26 protein-coding genes and 1 riboswitch are annotated in these 24,162 nt (G+C 65.9%); of the genes, 3 read left to right on the top strand and 23 right to left on the bottom strand.

Annotated elements, in window-relative coordinates; genetic code table 11:
* Positions 1 to 69: 69 nt before the first annotated feature.
* The 15 genes from G6N77_RS06295 to G6N77_RS06225 all read right to left on the bottom strand — a co-directional run bounded on the left by G6N77_RS06295 (position 70) and on the right by G6N77_RS06225 (position 10,817).
* Positions 70 to 402, bottom strand: coding sequence for a DUF2469 domain-containing protein (locus tag G6N77_RS06295; protein WP_110501570.1), 333 nt, complete (start codon positions 400 to 402; stop codon positions 70 to 72).
* Positions 403 to 463: 61 nt separating this feature from the next.
* Positions 464 to 1,132: a ribonuclease HII gene (locus tag G6N77_RS06290; RefSeq protein WP_165181167.1), complete on the bottom strand. Its 669-nt coding sequence runs from the start codon at positions 1,130 to 1,132 to the stop codon at positions 464 to 466.
* On the bottom strand, positions 1,132 to 2,004 hold the full coding sequence (lepB, locus tag G6N77_RS06285) for a signal peptidase I (RefSeq protein WP_165181166.1): 873 nt from the start codon (positions 2,002 to 2,004) through the stop codon (positions 1,132 to 1,134). The genes G6N77_RS06290 and lepB (G6N77_RS06285) overlap by 1 nt, the downstream gene beginning before the upstream one ends.
* A gap of 48 nt (positions 2,005 to 2,052) precedes the next feature.
* Positions 2,053 to 2,712, bottom strand: a complete 660-nt coding sequence (gene lepB, locus G6N77_RS06280; protein ID WP_165181165.1) for a signal peptidase I — start codon at positions 2,710 to 2,712, stop codon at positions 2,053 to 2,055.
* 12 nt (positions 2,713 to 2,724) lie between these two features.
* On the bottom strand, positions 2,725 to 3,084 hold the full coding sequence (gene rplS, locus G6N77_RS06275) for a 50S ribosomal protein L19 (RefSeq protein WP_165181164.1): 360 nt from the start codon (positions 3,082 to 3,084) through the stop codon (positions 2,725 to 2,727).
* Between the two features lie 216 nt (positions 3,085 to 3,300).
* Positions 3,301 to 4,089 carry a tRNA (guanosine(37)-N1)-methyltransferase TrmD gene (trmD, locus tag G6N77_RS06270; protein WP_165181163.1) on the bottom strand — a complete coding sequence of 263 codons (789 nt, stop codon included), beginning with the start codon at positions 4,087 to 4,089 and terminating at the stop codon, positions 3,301 to 3,303.
* Positions 4,089 to 4,658: a ribosome maturation factor RimM gene (gene rimM, locus G6N77_RS06265; RefSeq protein WP_165181162.1), complete on the bottom strand. Its 570-nt coding sequence runs from the start codon at positions 4,656 to 4,658 to the stop codon at positions 4,089 to 4,091. Before rimM ends, trmD begins: the two co-directional genes overlap by 1 nt.
* Positions 4,659 to 4,790: 132 nt before the next feature.
* The gene (locus G6N77_RS06260; protein WP_165181161.1) at positions 4,791 to 5,033 is read right to left on the bottom strand and encodes an RNA-binding protein; all 243 of its coding nucleotides are present in this window, start codon (positions 5,031 to 5,033) and stop codon (positions 4,791 to 4,793) included.
* Position 5,034: 1 nt separating this feature from the next.
* On the bottom strand, positions 5,035 to 5,442 hold the full coding sequence (rpsP, locus tag G6N77_RS06255) for a 30S ribosomal protein S16 (RefSeq protein ID WP_165181160.1): 408 nt from the start codon (positions 5,440 to 5,442) through the stop codon (positions 5,035 to 5,037).
* A 228-nt stretch (positions 5,443 to 5,670) separates the two neighbouring features.
* A complete protein-coding gene (locus tag G6N77_RS06250; RefSeq protein ID WP_165181159.1) occupies positions 5,671 to 6,123 on the bottom strand; it encodes a hypothetical protein in 453 nt (150 codons plus the stop codon).
* Positions 6,124 to 6,167: 44 nt separating this feature from the next.
* On the bottom strand, positions 6,168 to 7,058 hold the full coding sequence (locus G6N77_RS06245; RefSeq protein WP_165181158.1) for a VOC family protein: 891 nt from the start codon (positions 7,056 to 7,058) through the stop codon (positions 6,168 to 6,170).
* A 55-nt stretch (positions 7,059 to 7,113) separates the two neighbouring features.
* Positions 7,114 to 8,790 (bottom strand): HD domain-containing phosphohydrolase, encoded by a 1,677-nt coding sequence (locus tag G6N77_RS06240; RefSeq protein WP_306986889.1) that lies wholly within the window; start codon positions 8,788 to 8,790, stop codon positions 7,114 to 7,116.
* Positions 8,791 to 8,828: 38 nt separating this feature from the next.
* Positions 8,829 to 9,455, bottom strand: a complete 627-nt coding sequence (locus G6N77_RS06235) for a carboxymuconolactone decarboxylase family protein (protein ID WP_165181157.1) — start codon at positions 9,453 to 9,455, stop codon at positions 8,829 to 8,831.
* A complete protein-coding gene (locus G6N77_RS06230) occupies positions 9,442 to 10,197 on the bottom strand; it encodes a hypothetical protein (protein ID WP_165181156.1) in 756 nt (251 codons plus the stop codon). Before G6N77_RS06230 ends, G6N77_RS06235 begins: the two co-directional genes overlap by 14 nt.
* Before the next feature lie 107 nt (positions 10,198 to 10,304).
* Entirely contained in the window at positions 10,305 to 10,817 is a 513-nt protein-coding gene (locus G6N77_RS06225) for a GNAT family N-acetyltransferase (protein ID WP_165181155.1), read from the bottom strand.
* A 50-nt stretch (positions 10,818 to 10,867) separates the two neighbouring features.
* A riboswitch (TPP riboswitch) is annotated at positions 10,868 to 10,978 on the top strand.
* Between G6N77_RS06225 and thiC the strand changes: the two genes are divergently transcribed.
* Positions 10,976 to 12,718 carry a phosphomethylpyrimidine synthase ThiC gene (gene thiC / locus G6N77_RS06220; protein ID WP_165181154.1) on the top strand — a complete coding sequence of 581 codons (1,743 nt, stop codon included), beginning with the start codon at positions 10,976 to 10,978 and terminating at the stop codon, positions 12,716 to 12,718. Its footprint overlaps the riboswitch before it by 3 nt.
* A 62-nt stretch (positions 12,719 to 12,780) precedes the next feature.
* On the opposite strand, the gene G6N77_RS06215 is transcribed toward thiC, so the two are convergent.
* Complete coding sequence (locus G6N77_RS06215) at positions 12,781 to 13,335, bottom strand: dihydrofolate reductase family protein (RefSeq protein ID WP_165181153.1); 555 nt, start codon at positions 13,333 to 13,335, stop codon at positions 12,781 to 12,783.
* A gap of 953 nt (positions 13,336 to 14,288) precedes the next feature.
* Between G6N77_RS06215 and G6N77_RS06210 the strand changes: the two genes are divergently transcribed.
* Entirely contained in the window at positions 14,289 to 15,182 is an 894-nt protein-coding gene (locus G6N77_RS06210) for a hypothetical protein (protein ID WP_165181152.1), read from the top strand.
* Between the two features lie 152 nt (positions 15,183 to 15,334).
* On the opposite strand, the gene G6N77_RS06205 is transcribed toward G6N77_RS06210, so the two are convergent.
* On the bottom strand, positions 15,335 to 16,090 hold the full coding sequence (locus G6N77_RS06205; protein WP_165181151.1) for a saccharopine dehydrogenase NADP-binding domain-containing protein: 756 nt from the start codon (positions 16,088 to 16,090) through the stop codon (positions 15,335 to 15,337).
* Between the two features lie 493 nt (positions 16,091 to 16,583).
* On the opposite strand from G6N77_RS06205, the gene G6N77_RS20420 reads away from it, so the two are divergent.
* A complete protein-coding gene (locus G6N77_RS20420) occupies positions 16,584 to 16,817 on the top strand; it encodes a TetR-like C-terminal domain-containing protein (RefSeq protein ID WP_165181150.1) in 234 nt (77 codons plus the stop codon).
* A 350-nt stretch (positions 16,818 to 17,167) separates the two neighbouring features.
* Here the strand turns inward: G6N77_RS20420 and G6N77_RS06190 are convergent, their stop codons facing one another.
* From G6N77_RS06190 to G6N77_RS06165, 6 genes are all read right to left on the bottom strand, one after another.
* A complete protein-coding gene (locus tag G6N77_RS06190; RefSeq protein WP_165181149.1) occupies positions 17,168 to 17,953 on the bottom strand; it encodes an alpha/beta fold hydrolase in 786 nt (261 codons plus the stop codon).
* Between the two features lie 51 nt (positions 17,954 to 18,004).
* Positions 18,005 to 20,194 (bottom strand): ABC transporter ATP-binding protein, encoded by a 2,190-nt coding sequence (locus tag G6N77_RS06185; RefSeq protein ID WP_205678044.1) that lies wholly within the window; start codon positions 20,192 to 20,194, stop codon positions 18,005 to 18,007.
* A 106-nt stretch (positions 20,195 to 20,300) separates the two neighbouring features.
* Entirely contained in the window at positions 20,301 to 21,245 is a 945-nt protein-coding gene (locus G6N77_RS06180; RefSeq protein WP_165181148.1) for an ABC transporter permease, read from the bottom strand.
* Positions 21,242 to 22,186 (bottom strand): ABC transporter permease, encoded by a 945-nt coding sequence (locus G6N77_RS06175; protein WP_165181147.1) that lies wholly within the window; start codon positions 22,184 to 22,186, stop codon positions 21,242 to 21,244. Before G6N77_RS06175 ends, G6N77_RS06180 begins: the two co-directional genes overlap by 4 nt.
* Positions 22,187 to 22,205: 19 nt before the next feature.
* Positions 22,206 to 23,798 (bottom strand): ABC transporter substrate-binding protein, encoded by a 1,593-nt coding sequence (locus G6N77_RS06170; protein ID WP_165181146.1) that lies wholly within the window; start codon positions 23,796 to 23,798, stop codon positions 22,206 to 22,208.
* 118 nt (positions 23,799 to 23,916) lie between these two features.
* The gene (locus G6N77_RS06165) at positions 23,917 to 24,123 is read right to left on the bottom strand and encodes a hypothetical protein (RefSeq protein WP_165181145.1); all 207 of its coding nucleotides are present in this window, start codon (positions 24,121 to 24,123) and stop codon (positions 23,917 to 23,919) included.
* Between the last annotated feature and the right edge of the window lie 39 nt (positions 24,124 to 24,162).

Genomic DNA, 24,162 nt, shown 5'->3' with positions numbered 1-24,162 from the left:
CATGCCCGCAAAAAAGGAGGACGACGGCGGAAGCTGCGTTCCGCCGTCGTCCTCCCCGGGTGCCTGGAGCTAACCGAGGGGGCCCAGCTGGCCGTCCTTGGGGATCTGGAGGTCGTCCGTCTTGATCAGTTCCTCAACGTTGACGTCCTTGAAGGTGATGACCCGGACGTTTTTGACAAAGCGGGCCGTGCGGTAGACATCCCACACCCACGCGTCCTGGAGTGTCAGGTCGAAGTACACCTCGCCGTCGGCGGAGCGGGCCTGCAGGTCCACGTGGTTGGCCAGGTAGAACCGGCGCTCGGTTTCCACCACATAGCTAAAAAGGTTGACGACATCCCGGTACTCCCGGTAGAGCTGGAGCTCCATGTCGGTCTCGTAGTTTTCCAAATCCTCAGCGCTCATGGTTCCATCATCCATCACATGGGCGGTGCCCACGAACCCGGCGGGCGCCAGCTGCCAAAATCTAGACCAGCCGCCACGTCCGCCGGTGCAGCTCCGTGGGGCCGTGCAGCGCAATGGCGGAGCGGTGGGCCGCGGTGGCGTACCCCTTGTTGGCGTCCCAGCCAAACTGTGGGAAGTCCCGGGCCAGCCCCACCATCATCGAATCACGCTCCACCTTCGCCAGGACGCTGGCTGCCGCAACCGACAGGCACGTCATGTCGGCCTTGATGCGCGTCCGCACGGCCATCGGGGCGCCGGCACCTGTAGCCGCACCCGTGGAAAACAAGTCCGCCTGCACCGGCACGGACAGCCAGTCCTGGTTGCCGTCCAGGATGACAAAGTCCGGGAGCAGCTCGGCGGCCACCTGGGCCAGCGCGCGCGTGCCGGCCAGGCGCAGCGCCGCCACGAGGCCAAGCCCGTCAATTTCGGACGCCGCTGCGTGCCCCACGGCACTGGCCGGAGCCCATTCCCGGATGGCCGGCACCAGCGCCTCGCGCACAGGCTCGCGCAGCAGTTTGCTGTCCTTGACCCCCGGCAGTTCCTGGGCCTTGGCAGCCTCGATGACCACCAGGCCTACGCTCACGGGCCCGGCCAGGGCGCCGCGGCCCACTTCGTCGCAGCCGGCCACCAGCGTCCATCCCTGGCCGGCCAGCTCACGTTCCCACTCAAGGGTGGGGGCCGCGGAGGCCATTACTGTCCGGCGGGGATGGCCGACGGCGATCCCTGGCTGGCGGCGCTGGCAGGCGCGGGGACGTCCGCGAAAACGTTGGGGTAGTTGCCCAGGATGCCCAGGCGGTCCAGCGGCCAGGCAATGACCACTGCCCGCCCTTCGACGTCGGCAATGGGCACAAAGCCGGTGCCGTTCGCAGCCTGGTGGGCGCGTGAGTCCTCGGAGTCGTTGCGGTGGTCGCCCATGACCCAGAGGTGCCCGGCGGGGACGGTGACATCAAAGGTGGTGTCCGACGGCGAGGCCCCCGGGAAGAGGTAGGGCTCGGTGATGGCCTTGCCGTTGATGGTCATTTTGCCATCGGCATCACAGCACTTGACCCTGTCCCCCGGCAGTCCAATGACGCGCTTGACGAGGTGCTGCTGCGAGCTGTCGGGCGCCAGGCCGATGAACGTGGCAATGTCCCCGACCCAGGCAAACGGGCCGGTGCTCTTGGGCACATTGGCCAGCCAGCCCTGGGTGTCCTTGAACACCACCACGTCCCCGCGCTTGAGCGCAAAGGGCTGGGGCACCAGCAGGTTCACAAAGATCCTGTCATTGATTTCCAGCGTGTTCTCCATGGACCCGGACGGGATGTAGAACGCGCGAAACAGGAAGGTCTTGATCAGGAAGGACAGCACAATGGCAATGGCCAGGATGGTGACTATTTCCTTGCTCCACGCCCACACGGTGTTGCTGACGCGTTCCAAGGCCGTTGTTTCACCTTCGGGCACCCGCGCGCCCGGCGTCGACGCAGTCTCGGGCTGGCCACCCTCGGGCTGGCCGCCGTCGGGGTTGCCGCCGTCGTCCTGGCCGGGGTTGCCGGGGCCGGGATCGCCGGGCGCATTCTGCTGCATGTGCGGTGCTTCCTTAAAGTTCAGTCCGGGGGGTCGGGAGGGCGTCGGTCACTTCGCAGGAACGGCGTCGCGCACCAGTGCGTGGATCCGCCCCAGCGGCCACACCGTGGCCCACGGGCGGCCGATCACCTTGTCGGTGGAGATCAACCCGCCACCGGGCGAACCCAGCAGTGACCGCGAATCCAAGGATACGTTGCGGTGGTCGCCCATAAGCCACAATGTACCCTGAGGCACCGTGACATCAAATGCAAACTCGCTGGGCTTGTCCCCGGGATACAGGTAATTCTCAGCAATGGGGACGCCGTTAACTTCCAGCTCGCCCGCCGCCGAGCAGCACTTGACCGTGTCACCGGCCACGCCCAGGACGCGCTTGACGTAGATGTTGTTGTTGGGCACAAACCCCAGCCACTGCCCCACGCCAATGGCGGCGTCCAGGAGTGGCCCGTTGCCGGAATCGTAGGGGGTGAAGGAGCCTGTGCCGTCAAAGACCACCACGTCGCCGCGCTTGACGGGCGTGGTGGAATAGTCGGTCCGGGAAACCAGCACGCGGTCGCCCGGGAGCAGCAGGGGCTCCATGGATGCGGAGGGAATGTAGTAGACATCCACCCACACATTGCGCACCACTGCAGTCAACAGGAACAGCACCACCACGGCCAGAACAACAAAACGCCAGCCCAGTTTCCTGGACCGGCGTTTCGTGTGGATCAAAGTGCGAATCCCTTACTTGCCGGGGATGTTGTCGCGCTTTTCCTTGATCTTGGCAGCCTTGCCGCGCAGCTTGCGCATGTAGTACAGCTTGGCGCGGCGAACGTCGCCCTTGGAGACGACCTCGATCTTATCGATGACCGGGGAGTGCACCGGGAAGGTACGCTCCACGCCGACACCGAAGGAGACCTTGCGGACCGTGAAGGTCTCGCGGACGCCGTCGCCCTGGCGGCCAAGGACAAAGCCCTTGAACACCTGGACACGTGCGCGGGAGCCTTCAATGATGTTCACGTGAACGTTGAGGGTGTCACCGGCGCGGAAGGCGGGGATGTCGCTGCGCAGGCTGGCTGCGTCGACAGAATCGAGAATATGCATTTCACAACTCCAGGCAAACGCCACAGGTCACTTGCTTTGTGTCACACTTTCCATGGACGGCACGCAGCCAGTCACGGAAAGTAAAAAGTTTCGTAGCCCACAGACCCATTGGCGGGTCACAGGCTGTGCCGCAACTGTTGACGAACGCTCCCCCTGTGGCAGGAACGCGCCCAGCAGGCACACTGCCTGATTATTCCACACGCCGCCCCTGCGCCGCTAATCGGCGTCGCGGGGCACGGCCTTGCCGTCGACGACGGCGTAGCCCAGTTCCCAGAGGACGTTCCGTTCCGTCTTGCTGAAGTGGGAGACGTCCAGGGCCGCGATGAGGTCGGGGCGCCGGGCCGCCGTCCGGCGCAGCTGGTGCTCACGCCGGAACTTGGCGATCTTGCCGTGGTTGCCGCTGAGCAGCACCTCCGGGATGTCACGTCCGCGCCAGGTGGACGGCTTGGTGTAGACGGGGTATTCCAGCAGGCCGTCGGAGTGGGATTCCTCAATGAGGGATTCGGGGTTGCCCACCACTCCGGGGATGAGCCGGCCAATGGCCTCAACCATGGCCAGCACGGCCACTTCGCCGCCGTTGAGCACGTAGTCGCCCAGGCTGACAGGGCGCACCGTGAACTGCTCGGCAGCCCACTCCAGGACGCGCTCGTCAATTCCTTCGTACCGGCCGCAGGCAAACACGAGGTGTTCCTCCTCCGCCAGCTCATAGGCCAGCTTTTGGTTGAACACCTCCCCCGCGGGCGAGGGAACTATGAGGGTGGGTCTCCGGGCGGGCACCTGGGCCGCGATGTCGCCCAGTGCCAGGGCCCAGGGCTCGGCCTTCATGACCATGCCGGCGCCGCCACCATAAGGGGTGTCATCCACCGTGCGGTGCCGGTCCGAGGTGTAATCCCGCAGACCGTGGACGTGCAGGTCCAGCAGGCCGTCGGTGCGGGCCTTGCCGATCAGGCTCAGTTCCAGCGGCGCCAGGTATTCCGGAAAGATGCTGACAACGTCAAGACGCATTATTGCCCGGCGCCTTCCGTGCCCGTGCCGTCGGCTTCCTTGCTTTCGGAAGCCTTGCCCTCAACGTCCTTGTTCACGCTGAACAGCCCGTCCGGCGGGGTCAGACGCACATAACCGTCCTCCAGGTTGACCTCGGGGACAATTTCATCCACGAACGGAACCAGGACTTCGTCGCCGTCGTTGTCTTCAACTATCAGCAGGTCCTGCACGGGGAGGGTGCGCAGCCCGGCAACCTTGCCCACCACCTCCGTGCCAACCCGGACCTCAAGGTCCAGCAATTCGTGTTCGTACCAGGCGTCGTCGTCCCCATCGTCATCTGAGTCAAAGAACAAGGTGGCCCCGCGCAGCAGTTCGGCCTCATTGCGGGTCGTGGTGCCCTCAAACCCGAGCAGCAGGATGTCCTTGTTCCAGCGGGAACTGGCCACTGTCAGGGGGCCCAGCTTGGCCGGCTCGACGGCGAATTGGGCGCCGGCGGCGAAGCGGGAATCGGGGGCGTCCGTGAGGACCAGCACCGTCACCTCGCCGCGGATGCCGTGTGGCTTGCCGATCCGGGCAACTTGAACCTGCATGTGAACTCCTGGGAAATTGGTAGGTGGAAAAAATTTGGCCCCGACACCATTATGGTGCCGGGGCCAAAAGGCTTGGCTTGTTGCTGAAAACCCCCAACCCTGTGCGGGCGCAAGGTTCCCTGGTGCGGCAGGCTAGCGGCGGCGGTCCGTGTCGACAACGTCAACGCGGACAGGCTCGCCGTGCGCCAGTGCGGCAACCACCGTGCGCAGCGCGCGGGCGGTGCGGCCCTGGCGGCCGATTACCCGGCCCAGGTCGTCCTGGTGAACGCGCACCTCGAGGGATTCCCCGCGGCGGTTGTTCTTGACAGCCACCTTGACGTCGTCGGGAGAGTCAACAATCCCGCGGACAAGGTGCTCCAGCGCTTCAGCCAACAATTTACTCGGCCTCGGTGCTCTCGGGCGCCTCGGCTTCGTCAGACTTGGCAGCCTTCTTGGTGATGGCTTCCTTGACAACCAGGTTGGTTGCCTCGGGGGCGACAAAGGGAGCCTTGGCTTCCTTGGTCTTCAAGGTGCCTTCCTGGCCCTTGATGCCCTTGAACTTCTGCCAGTCACCGGTGATCTTCAGGATCTTGGCGACCTGGTCGGTCGGCTGTGCGCCGACGCCGAGCCAGTACTGGGCACGGTCAGACTTCACTTCGATGAAGGAAGGCTGCTCGGTGGGGTGGTACTTGCCGATCTCTTCGATGGCACGGCCATCACGCTTGGCGCGTGCGTCCATGACGACGATGCGGTAGTACGGTGCGCGCATCTTGCCAAAGCGCTTAAGGCGAATCTTTACGGCCACGTTTGTGGTTACTCCTGGTTCGAAAAAGGGGCGAACTCCGTTTCACGCTCCCGTGGGGCGGGCCGGTCAGCGGATTTCTAAGGACAGGATCATCGCCCGGAGAGAGGGGCCGCGCGGATCGAGTACCCGTCCATTATGCCAGATAATTGGACACCCGTGCGACGCGCCCCGGCGTGTTGTCCGTCATCGCCCGGCGCTAAGGGGCCCATGAAGGGGTCTGTGAAGTGGTTATTCGGCGGAAAAGAAGAACAGGCCCATCTTCGCGTTGTCGTCGGCCGCCTTGGCGGCTGCAACGGACATGGCTGCCAGGGCGCGCACCAGCGGCTCGGTGACCTCCGGGGTGGATTCCATTTCCTCCGCCGCCGCCCACTCCGCAGCCAGTTCGGACACGTCCTCCTGGTCCTCCAGGCTGTCAAGCTCGGCAAACACTTCCAGCAGGGCATCCGGCACGGCATAGAGGGTGTCCAGTTCAATGTCCACCAGGCTCAGTTCGGCAGCAACTCCCGTGGCATGCACCTTTTTCACGGCCAGCCCGCCCAGGACTTCGATCTCAAAGTCGCTGAGCCCCGGCGTCGGCAGGACGGGAACGTCAATGGCGGGCGACTTTCCGGCTTCCCGGGCCTTGGCGCGGGCAACGGCCTGGTGGTGGTCCGCGATGAAGAATTCTGAGTAGCTTGCCAAGCTGGTGCCTTTCGGTGGGTTGGTCCGGCCCGGGCCGGAGCCGCTCAGCGGTGTGCTGCGGCAGCTTCTGCCTCAACACTAACGCGAATCCGGTTCCGCCACGGATCGTCAAAGACAATTTCGGCGCCGGTGTCGGCCATGGCGACGCCACGGCGGGCCAGGCGCTCTGCCAGCGCCCCGACGTCGTCCTGCCCCGGGACCGTGATCAGCACCTCGCCCAGGCCCAGCGTGTCCTTGCGGGGGCCGGCGCCGCGGCTGTTCCAGACGTTCATGGCCATGTGGTGGTGGTACCCGCCCGCGGAGACAAACAGTGCCTGCCCGTGCCAGCCGGCCGTCTTTTCAAAGCCGAGGGTGTCCACGTAGAACTTTTCCGCCGTGGCCACGTCACCTACCTGGAGGTGGACATGGCCGACGCCGGCGCCCGCGTCCCGCTGCCCGCTCACCGACGCTTCAGTCAGGTGCTGCTGGAGGTAGCGCTGCGGGGGCAGGGCCAGGGAGTCCATTTCCACGGCACCGTTGGACCAGGACCACTCAGTGCGGGGACGGTCCCAGTAAAGCTCAATTCCGTTGCCTTCGGGGTCGGTGAAGTAGAACGCCTCGGAGACCAGGTGGTCTGCGCTGCCGGCAAACAGTTGGGGGTCATACTGGGCGGCGCTGGCCACGGTGGCGGCCAGCGAGGCCTGGTCCTGGAAAAGCAGGGCGGTGTGGAACAAGCCGGCCTCGCCCCGGCCCGGAATGTGCAGCCCGCCGGCCGGCTGCAGGTGCACCAGGGGCACGGAGCCGCGGCCCAGGTACTGGCCGCCGTCGGCTTCGGCAACCACGTCCAGGCCGAGGGCCTTTTGGTAGTAGTCGCCCATCAGGCGCATGTCGCCCACCTTGAGCATCACGGTGCCCATATGCAGGTCGGCGGAGAGGAGGTCGTGCTGGGTGGTCATGGCTGCTCCAAGGTTTGTGGTGGTCATAGTCTAGCAAACTACTTGAAGCTTCAAGTTATTCCTTGCCTGGGGCCGGCAGTCCGCCTTCCCTGTCCCACAGGCCGTGGTCCAGGGCAAACAGTGTGGCCGACACCCGGTTGGCCGAACCGGTCTTTTCATAGATGTGCTCCACATGGTTCCGGGCCGTTTTGGGGGCAATGAACAGGGCGGCCGCTATGTCCTTGTTGTTCATGCCCCGGCACAGCAGCGAAAGCACCTCGAGTTCCCTCGCGGTCAGTCCGGCGGCTGGACTGCGGCGACGGGCGGCTCCCGTGCCTGCCTCCCGACCCGTCCCATGACCCGCCCCCGGACCCGCCGCCGCCAGGACCGCATCGACGGCGCGTTGGTCCAGCCGCCCGGAGACGGCGTCTTCGTGCAGCCTGCGGGCGGCATCCGCTGGCACGGCTGCCGGCCGGTGCGGACGCGGTTCCACCGCCGACTGGTACGCGTCAACCGCCGCGAGCAGGCGCTGGCCAGAATCGAGCCCGGCGCCCGTGAGACCCCGCGGATAGCCGGAGCCGTCGAGCCGCTCACGGTGCGCCCCCGCCAGCGCTGCCACCCGCCGCAGGCCGGGCACCCTTCCAAGGATGCGCTCGCTGAGGAACGGGTACATTTGCATCCGTTCCCGGTCCATGGAGGACAGCCCGGCTGCCTTGTCCCAGACCGCATTGGAGACACCCATGCGGCCCAGGTCGTGGACCCAACCGGCACGGCGCAGCAGCTCCACCCCGTCCGCGGGAAAGCCGTACGCTTCGGCGGCGCGGGCCGCGAGGGCGGCCACGGCCCGGGAATGGCCTGCCGTCCAGGGGGACTTCAGGTCGGCAAAGTCCCCCATGGCGGCCAGGACGGCATCCATGCCGGCCTCGGTCAGCTCGTCGTCCCCCGGGGCCGCGGCGAGGGCTGCCGGCCACGGGTCCGCCTCCAGCAGCCCCGCCGTCAGGCCGGCGGCCCGTGCGCAAAACAGCTCCGCCAACTCTGGGTCGAACTGCGTGCCGCGGCGCTGCCGGACCATGTCCACCGCGGCCGGCAGGCCGCCTGTCCGCAGGAACACCTCGGCTGTGTCCGCCAGCTGCGCGATGCGCATTTCCAGCGGAATTTCGACGCCGGACCTCCCCGCCGGGAGTCCCTTGCCGTCCCAGCGCTCAAAGGCATGGCGCAGGATCGCCGGCATGGCCGGGTCCAGTCCCACCCTGTCGGCGAGTTGCCCGGCGGAGAGGCAGTGCGAACGGATCAGCTTCCTGACCGCCGTGCCCGCCGTTGCCGCGAAGTGCGACTGCCGGGCGGCGCGCCGCAGTGGCGGCAGCTCTGTGCCGGTATGGTGCAGCATCAGCGACAGCATGGGCAGCCCGTGGGCGTCAATGAGGTAGTAGTCGGCGCGGAAGCCGATGTCGTCGCCAAAACGGGCAGCCAGTTCGAAGGAGTCCGCATGGCAGCCAATCCAGGCCAGCAGGTTGGCATAGTAGGTTCGGGTCCGCGCCTCCGGCCCAAGCCCCAGCAGATCGGCCATCCGCACCCCCAACAGCATGGCGCGCAGCATGTGCTCCATGGGCTGGCCAAGCCCCAGATCGATGGCCAGGGACAGGGCCGCCAGCACTTCGGCGCGCCTGGCCGTGGCGGGGGGCCGCGGCACTGCGCCCGCCGGCCCGTGGGCCGTGGGAGACCGGAAGGAGCCGCCGAAATCCTGTGCCGCCACACCCCCATTCTACGGCGGGCGCAGGTTCCGCACCGGCTTCAAGTGCCGGCCGCTGCCGGTCCCGCGGCCGCCGGGAGTGCCGGACGCCCCGCCCCGCCCACGGGTGCGAGCAGGGCGTCCTGCAGCCCGGGAGCCAGTCCGGGAGGCACGTCAACGTCCACTGCCAGTGCGTGCAGCGCCCTGCTGAAATAGTTGCGGGCCGCGGCAGCCAGGGCGATGTCCACAATCTCCCTGTCGCTGAAGCCGGCGTCACGCAGGGACTGGGAATCGGCGTCGTCCATGGTGGCGGAGGCGGTGCTGAGCTTGAGGGCGAAGTTCATCATGGCCACCTCGTCCGCGGGGAGGCCGGCGGTGCGGTAGTCGCGTGCCACGCGCTCCAGCTGCTCCGCCGGCATGAACTTCAGGGCCTTGAGGCCGTGTGCCAGCAGGCATGCGGCGGAGCCGAGGCCGCGTGCGGCGGCCAGCGTCACCAGCTCGTAGCGCCGCACGCCCAGCGAGCCAGCGATGGCCGCCTGCAGCGCCCGCCAGGCAGCAAGCGCCTCGGGATTCAGGGCCATGGCGCGGGTGTGGCTGGGAACGTAGCCCATGGCCTTGAGGTCGTCGGCATACAGTTGTGCCACGAGTCCCGCGGCAGCCGATTCGGGAATGGTTTCAATGATGCTCATGGTGCTGCGCCGCCCTTTCATGATCCGGTATGTGGTGGGGTGCCGCGGTGGATGGGTACCTGATGCCCAGGTCCGCCGCAAACAGGCCCCGCTGGGGGAGCCAAAAATCACCCAGGCGTGCCTGGCCGGGGAGCGGCCGCAGGGTACCCGCGTCCTTGCCCCCAATGGCGGCACGGCTGCGCGTGACGGCCCAAATCCGCAGCGGCCTGGCCTGGAAACTTTGGCCGTTGGGGACAATCCCGGCAAGTTTCATCCGTCCCGCGCCCAGCGCGGGCCCCATCATGGCGGCCATGGCGTTGACCACACTGTCCCGGCGCCACAGTGCGGCAGGAAATCGCAGGGCCGTTGCCGTTGCAGCCCGCGTGACCCACGTTGCGCCGAATTCCAGTTCCCACTGCACCACGCCGGGCACGCGGACCGTGAGTGCCGCGGGCCCGGTCCACTCGGCGTTGACCGGAGCGGTGGCGGCCCGCGCCAAGGCGGCGCCAAAGTATCGGGCACAGCTGAGCTCCGGCGGGGCATCTGCGTAAATCGTCCACTGTCCGGCGGGGGTGCGCAGCCATACGGCACGGTACCCCGGGCCCACCGAACTTGTGGGGAAGCGCCGGAATGCCAGGTAATGGCCGGAACCAAAGGGCACCCCGACCACCGCGTAGCCGGCAAAGTGTTCTGCGGTGTCGGGCGGCTGGATGGCAGCCTGTTCCGCCGCCTCTGCCCATTCCCGTGGTGTGGTTGTCTTCATGGCCCTCTCCCTTTTTTGCCCTGGTCCGGCCAGCATAGGGCCGCGGCGTCCCGGTGGCATGGGGCAGATGACCCATTTGTGCCGTGGGGAATTGGGGCGGGGATTTCCTAGCGAAGTTCGGCGGACATGGCCACGCGCCGGCCCATGGCGTCGAGCCCCAGCGCTGCTTCCTCGCGGCGCAGCTGGCGCAGTTCAGGGGCCAGCGCCCTGTCGGCCAGCTCGGCAAAGCCGCAGCTGGCGTAGAACGGGCCGTTGAAGGGCACCTCGGCAAAGGTGCACAGCGTCATCGCGCGGAATCCTGCCTCAAGGGCCCACGCCTTGGCCGCCAGGACCAGCGCCCGCCCAATCCCCTGCCGGGCGTGCTCGGGGCTGACAGCAAGCTGGGCCAGGTGCGCCTGGCCATCGACAATTTCCAGCCGCGCAAAGCCCACGGGGGGCCTCCCGGCAACCACGATGTGGAACGCGCCCGCATAGGATTCCGCAGTGCCGGGCGGCGGAAAGTCCGCCGGCGCCCCCGGAGGGAACGGCGGGTCCAGGGTGGCAAATGCCCGGTCCGCGTCCGCTTCCAGGGCAGGCAAAAGCGAGAATTCACTCAGCGCCGCGGGACGAATTTCCAGCATGGAACGATCCTACGGCTTGACACCGACACCCTCTTCTCGTGTACCTTCAATCTTGACCACACGGGAGCCCCGAAGCAGGGGCTGAGACACGGGCTGTAGCTGCCCGGGACCGTTGAACCTGTCCGGGTAATGCCGGCGAAGGAAGTGAGCACCACCCTGTGAATTCCACCGAACAAAGCCCTGCCCACACGCTGTCCTGGCTGACTGACCCCGACCACGGCCTGCGGGTCCCTGTGACGTCCATTGCACTGGAGGATTCGGCGCCAGGCCGGGAAAATCCGCCCCTTCAGGTGTACCGGACAGCGGGCCCGGGCAGCGACCCGGTCCGCGGACTGCCGCCGCTGCGCGACCCCTGGATTGCGGCTCGCGGGGATTGCGAAAACTATCAGGGCCGGGCGCGCGAACTGCTCGACGACGGTCGCTCGGCCCAGCGGCGCGGCGCCGCCTCCGCGGAATGGCGCGGTACGAGGAGGGCGCCGCTGCGGTCGCGGGAGGGACGCACCGTGACCCAGATGCATTACGCCAGGGCCGGCGTCGTAACCCAGGAAATGCGTTTTGTGGCGCTCCGCGAAAACTGCGACGTGGAACTGGTGCGCCGCGAGCTGGCGGCCGGCCGGGCCATCATTCCCAGCAACATCAACCACCCCGAGTCCGAGCCCATGATCATCGGCAGGGCATTCCTAGTGAAGATCAACGCAAACATCGGCAACTCGGCCGTCACCAGCTCCATCGCCGAAGAAGTGGACAAGCTCCAATGGGCCACGCTGTGGGGCGCCGACACGGTCATGGACCTCTCCACGGGTGACGACATCCACACCACGCGGGAATGGATCATCCGCAACTCCCCCGTCCCGATCGGCACCGTGCCCATCTACCAGGCCCTGGAAAAGGTCAACGGCGAGGCGGACAAGCTCACGTGGGAGATTTTCCGCGACACCGTGATCGAGCAGTGCGAACAAGGGGTGGACTACATGACCATCCACGCCGGTGTACTGCTGCGCTACGTCCCGCTCACGGCCAACCGGGTCACGGGGATCGTGTCCCGCGGGGGGTCCATCATGGCCGGCTGGTGCCTGGCGCACCACCGGGAGAATTTCCTTTACACCCATTTTGACGAGCTGTGCGAGATCTTTGCCCGCTACGATGTTGCCTTCTCCCTCGGCGACGGCCTGCGCCCGGGCTCCACGGCCGACGCCAACGACGCCGCCCAGTTTGCGGAGCTGGACACCCTGGCCGAGCTGACCAGGCGGGCCTGGGAATTTGACGTGCAGGTCATGGTGGAGGGGCCCGGCCACATTCCCTTCCACCTGGTCCGGGAGAATGTGGAGCGCCAGCAGGAGCTGTGCGACGGCGCCCCGTTCTACACCTTGGGCCCGCTGGTCACCGACATTGCCCCGGGCTACGACCACATCACCTCGGCGATCGGTGCCACGGAGATCGCCCGGTACGGGACGGCCATGCTCTGCTATGTCACGCCCAAGGAGCATCTGGGGCTGCCCAACAAGGACGACGTGAAGACAGGCGTCATCACCTACAAGATCGCGGCGCATGCGGCCGACATGGCCAAGGGCCACCCGGGTGCGCGGGACCGTGACGACGCCTTGTCCAAGGCCCGCTTTGAATTCCGCTGGCGGGACCAGTTTTCGCTGTCCCTGGACCCGGCGACGGCGGAGGCCTTTCACGACGAGACGCTGCCCGCCGAGCCGGCCAAGACGGCGCACTTTTGCTCGATGTGCGGCCCCAAGTTCTGCTCCATGCGGATCAGCCAGGACATTCGGGACGCCTACGGCGACACGGCGGATCAGGAGCTGATTGCCGGCGGCATGGCGGCCAAGAGCGCCGAGTTCCGGGCGGCCGGGGGCACGGTGTACCTCCCCGAGCTGGTGGTTCCCCGCCCTTAGCGCCGCCGACCGGGCTGGATGACCGCTTCGGCCTTCCGAACGCGCCACGTGGGTGACCCGCTTCAGCCCCTCAGCGGCCGGTAGACCTGGACGACGACGCCGCTGGGGAAGGGGGTGCTCCCAACCAGCTCAAGATGCCGTGATTCCGAAAGCCGGTCGAACAGGGCCTGGCCGCGCCCCAGGACCATCGGCTGGACCAGGAGGCGGTACTCGTCGATCAGGTCCGCAGCGGCGAGCCCGCCGGCAAGCCCGGCACCTCCCCAGACGATCACGTCGGGGCCCGGGTCTGCCTTGATGGTGGCGATCTCGGTGGCGAGGTCGCCGCGCGCGACCCTGGTCTGCGGCCACGTGGCCTCGTCGTCGCGGAGCGTGGCCGAGAACACGACCTTGGGGATGTCGTTCATTGGCGATGCGTAGGGGTCCTCCGAGGTGGGCCAGAACGACGACATCTCCTGGTAGGTGACACGCCCCATGAGATGTGCACCGGCCTTGCTGATCCCCTCAAGCTTCCACTGCTTCAACGCAGAGCCTTCGGGGACTGCCATCCCCGGATGCTCACGGACGCTGCCAACAAACCCGTCAACGGACATTGACATGTACAGGATGACATTCCGCATTGTTTGCTCCTCGATAGTGCCGCACTGCTGCCGTCCTTCCATTCTGCGGCCATGCGGCGAACGGCGACAGGGCAACAAGGTGGCCGGCGCCACGGTGGACCATCCCGGGCGGGGGGCGGCCCCCGCCTTGGCCGTGATCCATCGGTGGGCCGCGGGGTTGCTCGGCGTTTTAAACACGAAATGCCCGTCATTTAGAGGGAGGTACGGCTACCACGGTCAAATCTTCGTACCTAAAAGAGGGCATCGCGCGGATGCACATGTCCCACAGCCGTGCGTCCCTGTCAGTTTCCTTTGACCAGGAGAATCCGGTGCCGCAGACCGGGCCTGGTCCCGGTGATGCGCCTGGGCCGGACGGCGCCCTTGTTCGGGACACCGTCCGGGGAAGACGCCGCACCGGTGATCATCGCCCAGCGCCTGCGCAAGGGCGCCGCGAACTTGCCCGCCCGCGACGCGAAGAGGCCCACGCGTGGGTGTCAGCGGCCGAGGTCGCCAAGATCCCGTTCACCCCGTTCTCTCCGAGGACGAAGGCCGAACGGATCCCCGGGCGGCTGGTCGTGCGCCGCATCCCCGGGCTGAACCCGAAAGCCGCCCAGGAACCCAACATGGAACACCACCGGCGGCAAGGCCGGCCCCACCACTGCCCAAAAACCACCACACCATCAAAAACCGGAAATCAGACAGACCCCACACCAGGTCGGTGGATCAAGGCCAAGGCAGTGAAGTTTCAGTGAAGCTGTCATTTTCCGAAGACGACTGCGCTGTAGGTCCAAAATCGTCTGCACTGTGCGTCCCATCGGAAAGCGGCTGCCTGTTTTGGGGGTTCTCAGAGATCTCTAAGCATGTGCCCCTGACACTGGTGTTCGGGGCACCACAAGTGGCGCCACCGATGCGGGAGTCTTGGATCCGCTGGGGGTTCAAGGGTGGGAACCAGCTATACGCTAGGAGAACCGGATATGCGCTACTGGTGGGCCAGTCACGGCCGGAACTACGAGACAGCAATCAAGGAGGGCACCCTGTGGGGCTGCCCATCAGCCGACGGCGTCCTCACGAGGGGCCTGACCGCGTTGAAGGACATGCGACAAGGGGACGTGGTTTTCCACTACTTCGGGCCGTACGTCCGGGCCGTCAGCCTCGTGGCCAAGGAATGGCACGACTATCCTCGCCCAGATGGCTACGAGGCAATGGTGGGCCAGGGCAATGACGGCTGGCTGGTCCGCGTCGATACCATTGCGACTGGGCTTCGTGTGCATAGGGACCGTGCGGCGAAGCTGACGTCGCCCGGCACCCAAGGCCCGTTCACCGCGGCGGGAAGACCGGAACGGCGCTACCTATCGCCCCTGGCCGACGATGAGGGCGCCGCACTGCTGGCGGCGGCGGGCCTCAGCGTGCCGGAGGCCGAGGCGGGCAGCCTGCACGGCCTCCCCGGCCATGTTTGGGGCTCCGGGGAGCCCGACACACAGGGCTTCTCCGACCTCCGTCTGGAGCAGGAGTTTTTGCGCCGGAACATCTTGGGCGAGCGTCGAAGTGCGCCATGCTCAATCTGCGGCGAGGAACTGTCCGCTCGGCTCCTGAGCGCCGCCCTCATCAAGCCTCGCAGCCATTCCGACGACCAGGAACGGATGGACTTCATAGCCAACGCGATGCTCACTTGCTCGCTTGGCTGCAAGACCCTCCATGAATGGGGCTACGTTGTTGTGGATGGCTGTGGTTTCATCCGGCCCGGCCGCGCCGCAGAGACTCGGCGTGTACAGGTAGCGGTCGACGCGCTGGTGGGGAGGCACTGCAAGGCTCATGATGACCGGACGGCCGCGAACTTTGCCGAGGCCGCAAGGCTGGTCCTCGGCTAAGGCCAGATCCCCCGCCCCCGACCGCTGCCACGGCTTACTCCTGCGCGCCAGTGCCCTGAGGCACCTTCTTGTGGACGATCGTAATGTGTGCCGCCCGTCAGCGAAGCGATGCTGGATCGCCGGGTGAGCCAGTTCCAGGAGGTGCACGGGAATCAGCGTGGGTTCGGAGGGTGTTGTCGGCAGTAGTCACGGGAAGGCGTTCGCGTCAGTGTGTTTTTCCGCTCGACATTCTTCGCCTTGTCCGGATCTTGGAGGTCGGTGATCGTGATGCCCGGGAGGTTCAGAATCTGTTTGGGCCCGATGATTTTGCCGACCGTGAGGGCCGTGGCTGGATTGGAAATGCGAATCTGCCGGAAGGACGGCGATCGGTATTGCGGTGCGCCGTCCTTCCGGCAGATCGAATGCGGCAGTCTTGAATCCGCGCGCACTCCATAGGCCGTCCCGGACGCCTGCCCCGGTGTGATGAGCAGTTCGAGCATGGTCACTTTCACCCCCGGGGTGTGTGCCTCGTGGCTGGAGGTGCGGACGATATTCAGTGTGGATGGGTCATGGATTCTTTCACTGACGTGTGTGGCAAGACATTCCGCGGCTGCCGTGCCGAAGCCTGCTCCAGTGACAACGGCCACGCCGGCCTGCGCTGCCTCCTGTTTCAGTGACCACGCGTCGAGGAAGGTGGCAGCCTCGTTGGAGGGGTCCAGGTAGTTGCAGCCGTTCCTGAGACAGGCGCGCATCAGTACAGGGGCAGCGCAGGTGAACGGGCCGACCGTGTTGACGACATTCGGCACGCCGACGAGCATGGCGTCCAGCTGGCGGGGGTTGTCCAGGCTTGCGGTTCGGCAGGGTACCCCGAGGCTGTGACCCAGTTTGGCCAGGTGGGCCGAGGGCCGCCCGGCGAGTGTCACGTCCATTCCCGATTCGCAGGCCAGGGCCGCATGCGTGCTCCCATGGAACCGGCACCATAGACCAATATAATTTCGGCCGCCTCTCCGCGTTGCTGCAAGTAGTCGTACATTGCGAAGCATTACACCGTGTACCGTTGCGGTCGCAACTGTCGCACGCCCGCGAAACACCAACCTTGACACCGCCCTGTTTAAGGCGCAGAGCTCCTTCTTGAGCGGGGTTTCACCGCCGTTTCCGTCGAAGGTGTTGCCTCATGTGCCAAGACGACACGGCCGGCCTATTACCGCCGCTTTGAAGGATTTCCCCATCTGGTCCTGAACCTGCTGCCGGACCGCTTCGCCATAGACCTTGACCGGAGCCTCAATTCGGGAAACCTGCCAGAGGACCTCGAAGCGATTCAGCGCGTCAAGCTCGACCTGTTTTCAAATCCACTGGTCAAGCGATGCATGGCCGGCTTCCTGCATTCATTGCAGACCGACCTGGACCTGCGACGCATTTTTTGTGGACGAGTTCCTGTCACCACGCCGGTTCGGCGCCGGCTTGATCATCCTCCGCGTGGCGGGGCGCGGCGAAATCCCTCCAAACCCCGACGTTGAATGTGCCTGCGACCTTTTGACGGGACCGCTGCTGATGCGGGCCCTGATGCCGGGACTGCTGGGCTTGGATGAAGAACTTGTTTCCCAAACAGTGGCCAGCGCACCTGTGCACTGGGTTTTCGGCCCCGCTTGGCCGTGATCCATCGGTGGGTTTCGGGCCTGGTCCCGGTGATGCGCCTGGGCCGGACGGCGCCCTTGTTCGGGACACCATTCGGGGAAGACGCCGCACCGGTGATCATCGCCCAGCGCCTGCGCAAGGGCGCCGCGAGGTCGCCAAGATCCCGTTCACCCCGTTCTCCCGAGGACGAAGGCCGAACGGATCCCCGGGCGGCTGGTCGTGCGACGCATCCCCGAACTGAACCCGAAAGCCGCCAAGGAACCCAACATGGATCACCACCGGCAGAAAGGCCGGCCCCACCACTGCCCAAAACCACCACATCATCAAAAACGGAAATCAGCCAGATCCCACACCAAGTCGGAGGCCCCCGCTTAGCTGCCGTCCCCGGAGCCGGCCTCGAGGCCGGATTCGAGGCCGGCGATGAATTCCTCAATCAGGGCCGCCCCCGTCTCGGAATCCTGCGGCCGGTGCCCGCCGCCGGTGACTTCGTGGCGGGCACCGGTGGCGGCGAGGTAGTCCGCAATCTCCTCATAGAGCGGCTCCCACCCGCCGGTCAGCACCAGGGTGGGCACCCCGGGGACAATGTGCACGGGGGCCTCCCACAGTGGTGCCTGCAGGTGAATGCGGGCGGCGATCCGCGCCGAGGATTCAACCGGTCCGGGACCGGGGAGCCGGCCCGGCAGCCCCGCTCCGCCACCGGAAATGCCGGGTCCGGCACCGCCCGAGCCTGCCATGGACGCCGTCAGCCTGCGGAATTCGGCGGAGAAGGCAGCGTCAGTCATCGTGGCGCTCCGGGAAAACAGCGGTTCCAGGTGCTCGCGATAGGCGCTGGTGGCGGGCAGTTCAGTGGTGAGCGAGAGCAGTGCCGGTTCCACCAGCACCAGGGACTTGACCAGTCCGGGCTGCTCCACGGCAGCCATCACAGCGGCAATGGCACCCTGGGCGTGGGCCACCAGGTGGGCGCCGCCGTCGAGCGCGTCAAGCACCATTCGTACATCCGCGGCATATTCGGTGGGCACGGGAGGCGCCGCCGCGTCGAAGCCGGTGCGCTTGAGGAAGAGGGCATCGTAGCGCCCGGCCAGGCGGTGTTGGACCGGCCAGGCTGCCGCTCCGAAGCCGTCGATCCCGTGCACGAACACGATCCGGGGTTTTGTCATTCAAGCAGGGTACCGGATGGGCCTGACAGGGCATTGAACGGGCACCCCCCACTACGCCACCGGGGAGACTGCTCCCTCAACCAATGTGTCGGCGGCGGAGTGCCCGTTGATGGGAAAGTGGCAGGCGGTCATGTGCGGAACGGTTCCGCGGGCTGCGGCGGAAGCCACGGCAGCCTCAACCTCGGCGGCAGCCATGGGCTCCGATCCGCCGCCGGGCTGCAGAGGCGGGACCACCCTCGCGCAAATGTCCTGCGCCATGGGGCAGCGGGTGCGGAATCGGCAGCCGCTGGGCGGGTTCATGGCGGAGGGCAGTTCACCGCGCACGCCCAGCTTGGCCTTTTGGCGCTCAACCACCGGGTCCGGAATGGGAATGGTGTCGATCAGCCCGCGCGTGTAATGGTGTTGCGGGTGCGAGTACACCTCCGCAGCCGGCCCCACCTCCACCATCCGCCCCAGGTACATGACGGCAATGACGTCGGAAAGGTAGCGCACCACTGACAGGTCGTGGCTGATGAACAGATATGTCAGCTCGCGGTCGCGTTGGAGCTCCTTCATCAAGTTCAGCACCTGGGCCTGGATGGACACGTCCAGCGCGGAAACGGGCTCGTCAGCCACGATCAGCCCGGGCTGGAGGGCCAGGGCGCGCGCCAGGCCGATGCGCTGGCGCTGCCCGCCGGAAAATTCGTGCGGGTATCTCTCGGCTGCGCGGGCGGGAAGCCCGACGGCGGCCAGCAGCTCATCTACCCGCTCATTGCGGTCACGGGGGGTCCCCACGTGCTGGATGTCCAGCGGCTCGCGCAGGATGGAGCGCACGCGCATGCGCGGGTCCAGCGAGGCGTAGGAATCCTGGAACATGAACTGCACGTTCCGCCGCCCCTCCTTGGCCTCCCGGCCGCGGAGCTGTGAAATGCGCCGGCCGCGGAACAGGATCTTCCCGCCCGTCGGCACGTCGAGGCCCACCACCAGCCGTCCCAGCGTGGTCTTTCCGCAGCCCGACTCCCCCACCAGACCCAGCGTCCGCCCGCGGGGGATGGAGACGGTGATGTCGGCGACGGCGCTGATGTCGCCCACGTGCCGGCGCAGGATGGCCCCGGCCGTCACCGGGAAGTCCTTGACCAGGGCCTGCACCTGAAGGATCGGCACGCCGTCGGCCGGGATGAACGTGGTGGGCGCCACCCAGCCCCGCCCGCCAACCTCCGCGGGCTCCACCCGGGCAACCTCCGGCACCACGGTGCGCAGGTCCATGGGCTCGGGTTCATGCAAGGGCGTGGTGCGCGGGACAAAGCAGGCAAATTCCTGCGGGCCGTAGGGCGTATTGATCCGGGTCATGGGCGGCACCTGGGCCCGGCAGGCGTCCACTGCAAAGCGGCAGCGCGGAGCAAACCGGCAGGCGGGCGGCGGCTCCACGAGGTCCGGCGGCAGGCCCGGGATCGAGTACAGCCGCTCTCCCGTGCCGGCCGCGCGCTCCGGCAGGGCCTCGAACAGGGCATCGGTGTAGCGGTGCTTGGGGGCGGCAAACAAGGTGTGGACGTCCGCCATCTCGGCCACCTTGCCGGCGTACATGACCACCACACGGTCGGCGCTGCCAGCGATGACGCCCAGGTCGTGCGTCACCAGGATCATGGCCATGTGGAACTCCTGGCGCAGCCTGTCCACCAGCTCCAGGATCTGCTTTTGCACCGTCACGTCCAGGGCCGTGGTGGGCTCGTCGGCGATGAGCAGCTTCGGCTGGCAGATCAGCGCCATGGCGATCATGACGCGCTGGCGCTGGCCGCCGGAAAGCTGGTGCGGGAAGTCACGGGTGCGCTGTAGCGGGCTGGGGATGCCAACCAGGCCGAACATTTCCACCACCCGTTTCATGGCCTCCGCCTTGGACAGTCCGCGGTGGAGCATGAGCGGTTCCGCCACCTGGTCTCCCACGGGAATGACGGGGTTCAGCGAGGTCATGGGGTCCTGGAAGATCATGCCGATGTCCCCGCCGCGGATTTCGCGCAGCCGCGGTTCCTCCAGCTGGACCAGGTCCTCGCCGTCGAAGAGGATTTCCCCGCCGGTGATGTGGCCGCCTGGCGGGAGCAGGCGCTCAATGGACATGGCCGTCATGGTCTTGCCGCTGCCGGACTCCCCCACCAGCCCCAGCGTTTCCCCGGCGTCCACATGCAGGCTGACGTGGTCGAGGGCATGCACCACGGACTTGCTCAGTGCGATGTCCGTACTCAGGTCCCTGATCTCCAGCAGTGCCATAATGCCTTCCCTTCCACATTTTCCGGGCCCAATTCCGTGCCGGGTTCCTTGCCAGGCACGACGCCGGCGGGCCGGGCGCCGCCGGCATGTTCCCTGGGGTTTTTTCTCAGCGCCGCTGCAGCCTCACCTCCACGGAGTCGCGCAGGCCGTCGCCCACCAGGTTGACGGCCACCACCACCACGATGATCAGGATCCCCGGAGGGTAAATGAGCCACCAGTAGTTGGTGAAGATGAAGGCCGTGCCGTTGCTGAGCATGCCGCCCCAGTCGGTGGCGGGCGGTGAAATGCCCAGGCCCAGGTACCCAAGGTAGGCGATGAGCAAAATGGCGTCCGCCACCTGGAACGTGGCGTTGACAATGACCGTGCCTATCACATTGGGCATGATGTGCCGGAGCACCGAGTGCCACGAGGAGCCGCCCATGACACGCACGGCCTGGACGTACTCGCGAACACGAAGCGTCAGGGACTCCCCGCGCACCAGGCGGGCGGGGACCAGCCACGCCGTGAGCCCCAGCACAAAGATCATGACCGGGATGCTGGGCCTGACGATGGTGACGATGAACAGCAGCAGAAACAGGATGGGGATGGAGAGGATCGCGTCCACCACGCGCATCATGACGGCGTCGACCAGGCCGCCGAAGAAGCCTGCGATGGCGCCCCACACCGTTCCGACAATGGTGGCGATGATGGCGGCTGCAAAGCCAATGGTCAAGGAAGCCTGCCCGCCCACCATGAGCCGGCCCAGCTGGTCATAGCCGGTTTCATCCGTGCCCAGCGGATGGCCGGGCCCCGGCGGGAGGTTGGTGGTCAACAGGTTCACGGTCACCTGGTCCGTGTGGTAGAAAAGCGGTCCCACGAAGCAGAACACCACCGCCAGGACCAGGACCACCATGCCGACGATGGCGAGCTTGTTTTGGATGAAGACCTCAAAGCCGAGCTGGAACATGCTTTTGGCCTGGCCGACGGGCAGCCCGGTGGGGGCGGCCGCTGCCGGTTCGGGTGGTGGCATTTCGCCGAGGGAATCCACCTGCGCCCTGCCTGGATCGCTCATAGCTTGACCCTCGGATCGATGATCGCCAAGGACACGTCAGCCAGCAGGTTGCCGGCCACCGTGGCGAAGGCGGTGATGATGACCACACCCAGCTCCACCGGGTAGTCAGATGATTGGGCCGCCTGCCAAAACAGCAGGCCCATGCCGGGGAAGTTAAAAATCGATTCCGTCACCAGTGCCCCGGCAAAGAGCGCCGGGAGCGACAGCCCCAGCAAGGTGATGATGGGGATCAGCGCATTGCGAAGAACATGGTGGTACAGCACGCGCTGCGGCGAAGCCCCCTTGGCCTGGGCCGTTCGCACATAGTCCTGGTCAATGTTGTCCAGCACCGAGGAACGCATGTAGCGGGAGAACCCGGCTATGCTCAGCAGCGCCAGCGTGACAACGGGCAGGACCATGGCATCGAACTGCTCGAAGATGGGTCCCACCCCGTTTGATTGCGGCGCTTCCGGCGGGAACCAGCCCAGGTTCTGGGAAAAGACCTCGATCATGATGATGCCGATGAAGAATGTGGGCGCCGCATAGAAAATGAAGGAAAGGCCGGTGGCGACGTAATCAAAGGTGCGGTTGCGCCTGACGGCCTGGTAAATGCCCAGGGGGACGGCCACGACCACCGTCAGGACCAGGGACAGCAGGCTCAGGACGATGGTTTTGGGCAGCCGCTGCGCAAGCAGCGAACTGACGGACTGGTTGAGCTTGATGGAAAAGCCGAAATTGCCCGTAAACCACTCGCCCAGCTGCCTGAAGTACTGGATCAGCAGGGGTTGGTCGTAGCCGTTCGCAGTGTTGAACTGGGCCACCTGGAGCGCGGTCGCCCGCGGCCCCAGGATGGCCCGTGCCGCCCCGCCGGGCAGCTGGTGCAGCAAGATGAAGACAATGACCGTCACCACCAGGACCACCAGGATGGACTGGGCCAGGCGGCGCAGTATGTAGCCAATCATGATGCCTTGCACCAGCTGTTCAGTAGTGCCATTCCTCGGGGTTGATGGCGCTGTACGGGTTTTGCACCGTTGCGCCCTGGAGCCCGTTGGCCACCTCGGTGAGGCTGTAGGTGTAGTTTGGCTGCCAAATGACCGGCAGGTCCTTCGCCAGGGCATCCTCGTAGGCTCGCATCACGGCCGTGCCACTTTGCGTGGTGGTGTCGATGATGAGCTTGTCGATGGCCGGGTTGGTGTAGCTGCCGCTGTTGGAGCCGGCACCCGTCTCCCAGAGGACTTCGCCTGTCGGGTAGTAGTCAGGTGCGTACACCCAGCCGCCACCCCAGTTGCCCATCTGCCACGTGCAAGTCTTGCCCGAGCAGGGGATCGCTGTTCCGGTCACCGTGTTGAACGGGGCCGGGGTGATGTTCAAGGTGATGCCAACCTGGGCTGCATTCGACTTTAGCGACTGCATGGCCGTAGTGATGGTCTGCTGGCCGCTTGCATACTGCAGGTTGAAGTCCAGCTTTGCCCCTGCCGCAATTCCGGGACCGCAGTCACCGGCCGCCGTTCCCGGCTTGGCACAAACGCTGGTGCCTCCGGCATTGACGGTCCAGCCGTTGTCCGTGAGGTACTTCTTTGCCGCGGCAATGCTGAACGGATAGGGATTGTTCTTCTCGGTTTGTGAGATCAACGGGCTGTCCGGGTAGAGCGGCACCGGGCCCGTGGTTTGCACGCCATAGTTCTTGGCTGCGGAACTGAGCACCCCGGGCTGGTCAACCACTGACTGCAGTGCCTGCCGGAAGTAGAGCTGCTTGAAGATCGGCCCCACTGTCGGGTTGTTGAAATTGATCGGGAAGTAGTTGACGCCGTAGAGAAACCACGGTGCCAGCTGGTAGTTTGCGCTCAACGGGTTTGGCCCCGCTTCCGCCGGTCCCGTGGTGGCAGACTTGGCGGCCGCCAGGTCCTGGGTCGGAAGGTAACCAACATCGATGGTGTTGCCTCCGCGCAAAACCTGGAATTCGGCGTCGTCCGTGGTGAAGGGGACCTCAATGAATTGCTTGAGGCTGGCCTTCACCGGCCCGGAATAGGTGGGGTTCGGAACAAACGTGATGTTGCCGTCGGCATTGAACTTGGACAGCTTCCACGGCCCGTCCACCACCTGCCACAGCGGGTTGGTGGCGTAGGTGGGCAGGTCCTTGGACTGGGCCACCAGGTACGCATAGACGGCGGCGCAGCCGGATTCGTTCGTGGCACAGTCGCCCTTGGTGCCGGCGGCCGTCATGTCCCAGGCATCCGGCATGGGCGTGATGGTGCTCAGCTGGTTGTAGAGGAACCACTGCTGGCTGTAGGCCTTGTCAGTGGTGAACACCACCGTCTTCGGATCCGGCGTGGACACGGAGACGATGTTGTCCGGGAACTGGCCGGGCGTGTAGGCGGCGTAATTCTTCTTTTCCGCCTTCAGCATGTTGTACCAGAACATCACGTTTTGGGCCGTGAGGCTGGTGCCGTCGGACCATTTGTAGTCCTTCAGCTTGATCGTGACCGTCTTCCCGCCGTTGCTGTAGACGGGCTCGGCGGCCAGGCTGAGCGAGTCGCTGACCTCCGCCTTGCCGTTGTTGCCAAACCAGTACATTGGCCGGAACAACAGGTACTGCAGGTCAGATGAATTGGAAACCGAAAAATTGGCAAGTGGCGAAAAAGGCCAAATCCAATTCGGCACCGTGTTTGGTGGATCGGCAAAGGTTGCCGTGTCAGCAGATTTCCCTGGGGCATTTCCTGAGGCCGTAGTCGCCGTCGGGGAACCATTTCCCGAAGAGCAACCGGTCAATGCCAGCAAAACCACTGCAATGCTTCCAAAAATCCGGAAGGTCTTCTTCCGAATCCCCCCATGAGTCCGCAATTTTTTCATGATGCGCCTCCTGGCTGGAGCCGCGGCGGCAGATCTGTTTGGTCCTCACGCAGCTCCTAGGCTGGATTCTAGACCCACATTCCCGGGA

This window comes from Arthrobacter silviterrae (assembly GCF_011045165.1).
GTDB classification, from domain to species: Bacteria; Actinomycetota; Actinomycetes; order Actinomycetales; family Micrococcaceae; genus Specibacter; species Specibacter silviterrae.
Note: the sequence above shows the minus strand (reverse complement) of the source record. Positions and strands in the feature narration are given on the sequence as shown.

Bases quoted from the DNA above. Each gene is read 5' to 3' on its own strand.
- G6N77_RS06295 (WP_110501570.1), bottom strand. From the start codon at position 402: ATGAGCGCTGAGGATTTGGAAAACTACGAGACCGACATGGAGCTCCAG.
- G6N77_RS06290 (WP_165181167.1), bottom strand. From the start codon at position 1,132: ATGGCCTCCGCGGCCCCCACCCTTGAGTGGGAACGTGAGCTGGCCGGC.
- lepB (WP_165181166.1), bottom strand. From the start codon at position 2,004: ATGCAGCAGAATGCGCCCGGCGATCCCGGCCCCGGCAACCCCGGCCAG.
- rplS (WP_165181164.1), bottom strand. From the start codon at position 3,084: ATGCATATTCTCGATTCTGTCGACGCAGCCAGCCTGCGCAGCGACATC.
- trmD (WP_165181163.1), bottom strand. From the start codon at position 4,089: ATGCGTCTTGACGTTGTCAGCATCTTTCCGGAATACCTGGCGCCGCTG.
- rimM (WP_165181162.1), bottom strand. From the start codon at position 4,658: ATGCAGGTTCAAGTTGCCCGGATCGGCAAGCCACACGGCATCCGCGGC.
- G6N77_RS06245 (WP_165181158.1), bottom strand. From the start codon at position 7,058: ATGACCACCCAGCACGACCTCCTCTCCGCCGACCTGCATATGGGCACC.
- G6N77_RS06235 (WP_165181157.1), bottom strand. From the start codon at position 9,455: ATGAGCATCATTGAAACCATTCCCGAATCGGCTGCCGCGGGACTCGTG.
- G6N77_RS06230 (WP_165181156.1), bottom strand. From the start codon at position 10,197: ATGAAGACAACCACACCACGGGAATGGGCAGAGGCGGCGGAACAGGCT.
- G6N77_RS06225 (WP_165181155.1), bottom strand. From the start codon at position 10,817: ATGCTGGAAATTCGTCCCGCGGCGCTGAGTGAATTCTCGCTTTTGCCT.
- G6N77_RS06215 (WP_165181153.1), bottom strand. From the start codon at position 13,335: ATGCGGAATGTCATCCTGTACATGTCAATGTCCGTTGACGGGTTTGTT.
- G6N77_RS06210 (WP_165181152.1), top strand. From the start codon at position 14,289: ATGCGCTACTGGTGGGCCAGTCACGGCCGGAACTACGAGACAGCAATC.
- G6N77_RS06205 (WP_165181151.1), bottom strand. From the start codon at position 16,090: ATGGACGTGACACTCGCCGGGCGGCCCTCGGCCCACCTGGCCAAACTG.
- G6N77_RS06190 (WP_165181149.1), bottom strand. From the start codon at position 17,953: ATGACAAAACCCCGGATCGTGTTCGTGCACGGGATCGACGGCTTCGGA.
- G6N77_RS06185 (WP_205678044.1), bottom strand. From the start codon at position 20,194: ATGGCACTGCTGGAGATCAGGGACCTGAGTACGGACATCGCACTGAGC.
- G6N77_RS06180 (WP_165181148.1), bottom strand. From the start codon at position 21,245: ATGAGCGATCCAGGCAGGGCGCAGGTGGATTCCCTCGGCGAAATGCCA.
- G6N77_RS06175 (WP_165181147.1), bottom strand. From the start codon at position 22,186: ATGATTGGCTACATACTGCGCCGCCTGGCCCAGTCCATCCTGGTGGTC.
- G6N77_RS06170 (WP_165181146.1), bottom strand. From the start codon at position 23,798: ATGTACTGGTTTGGCAACAACGGCAAGGCGGAGGTCAGCGACTCGCTC.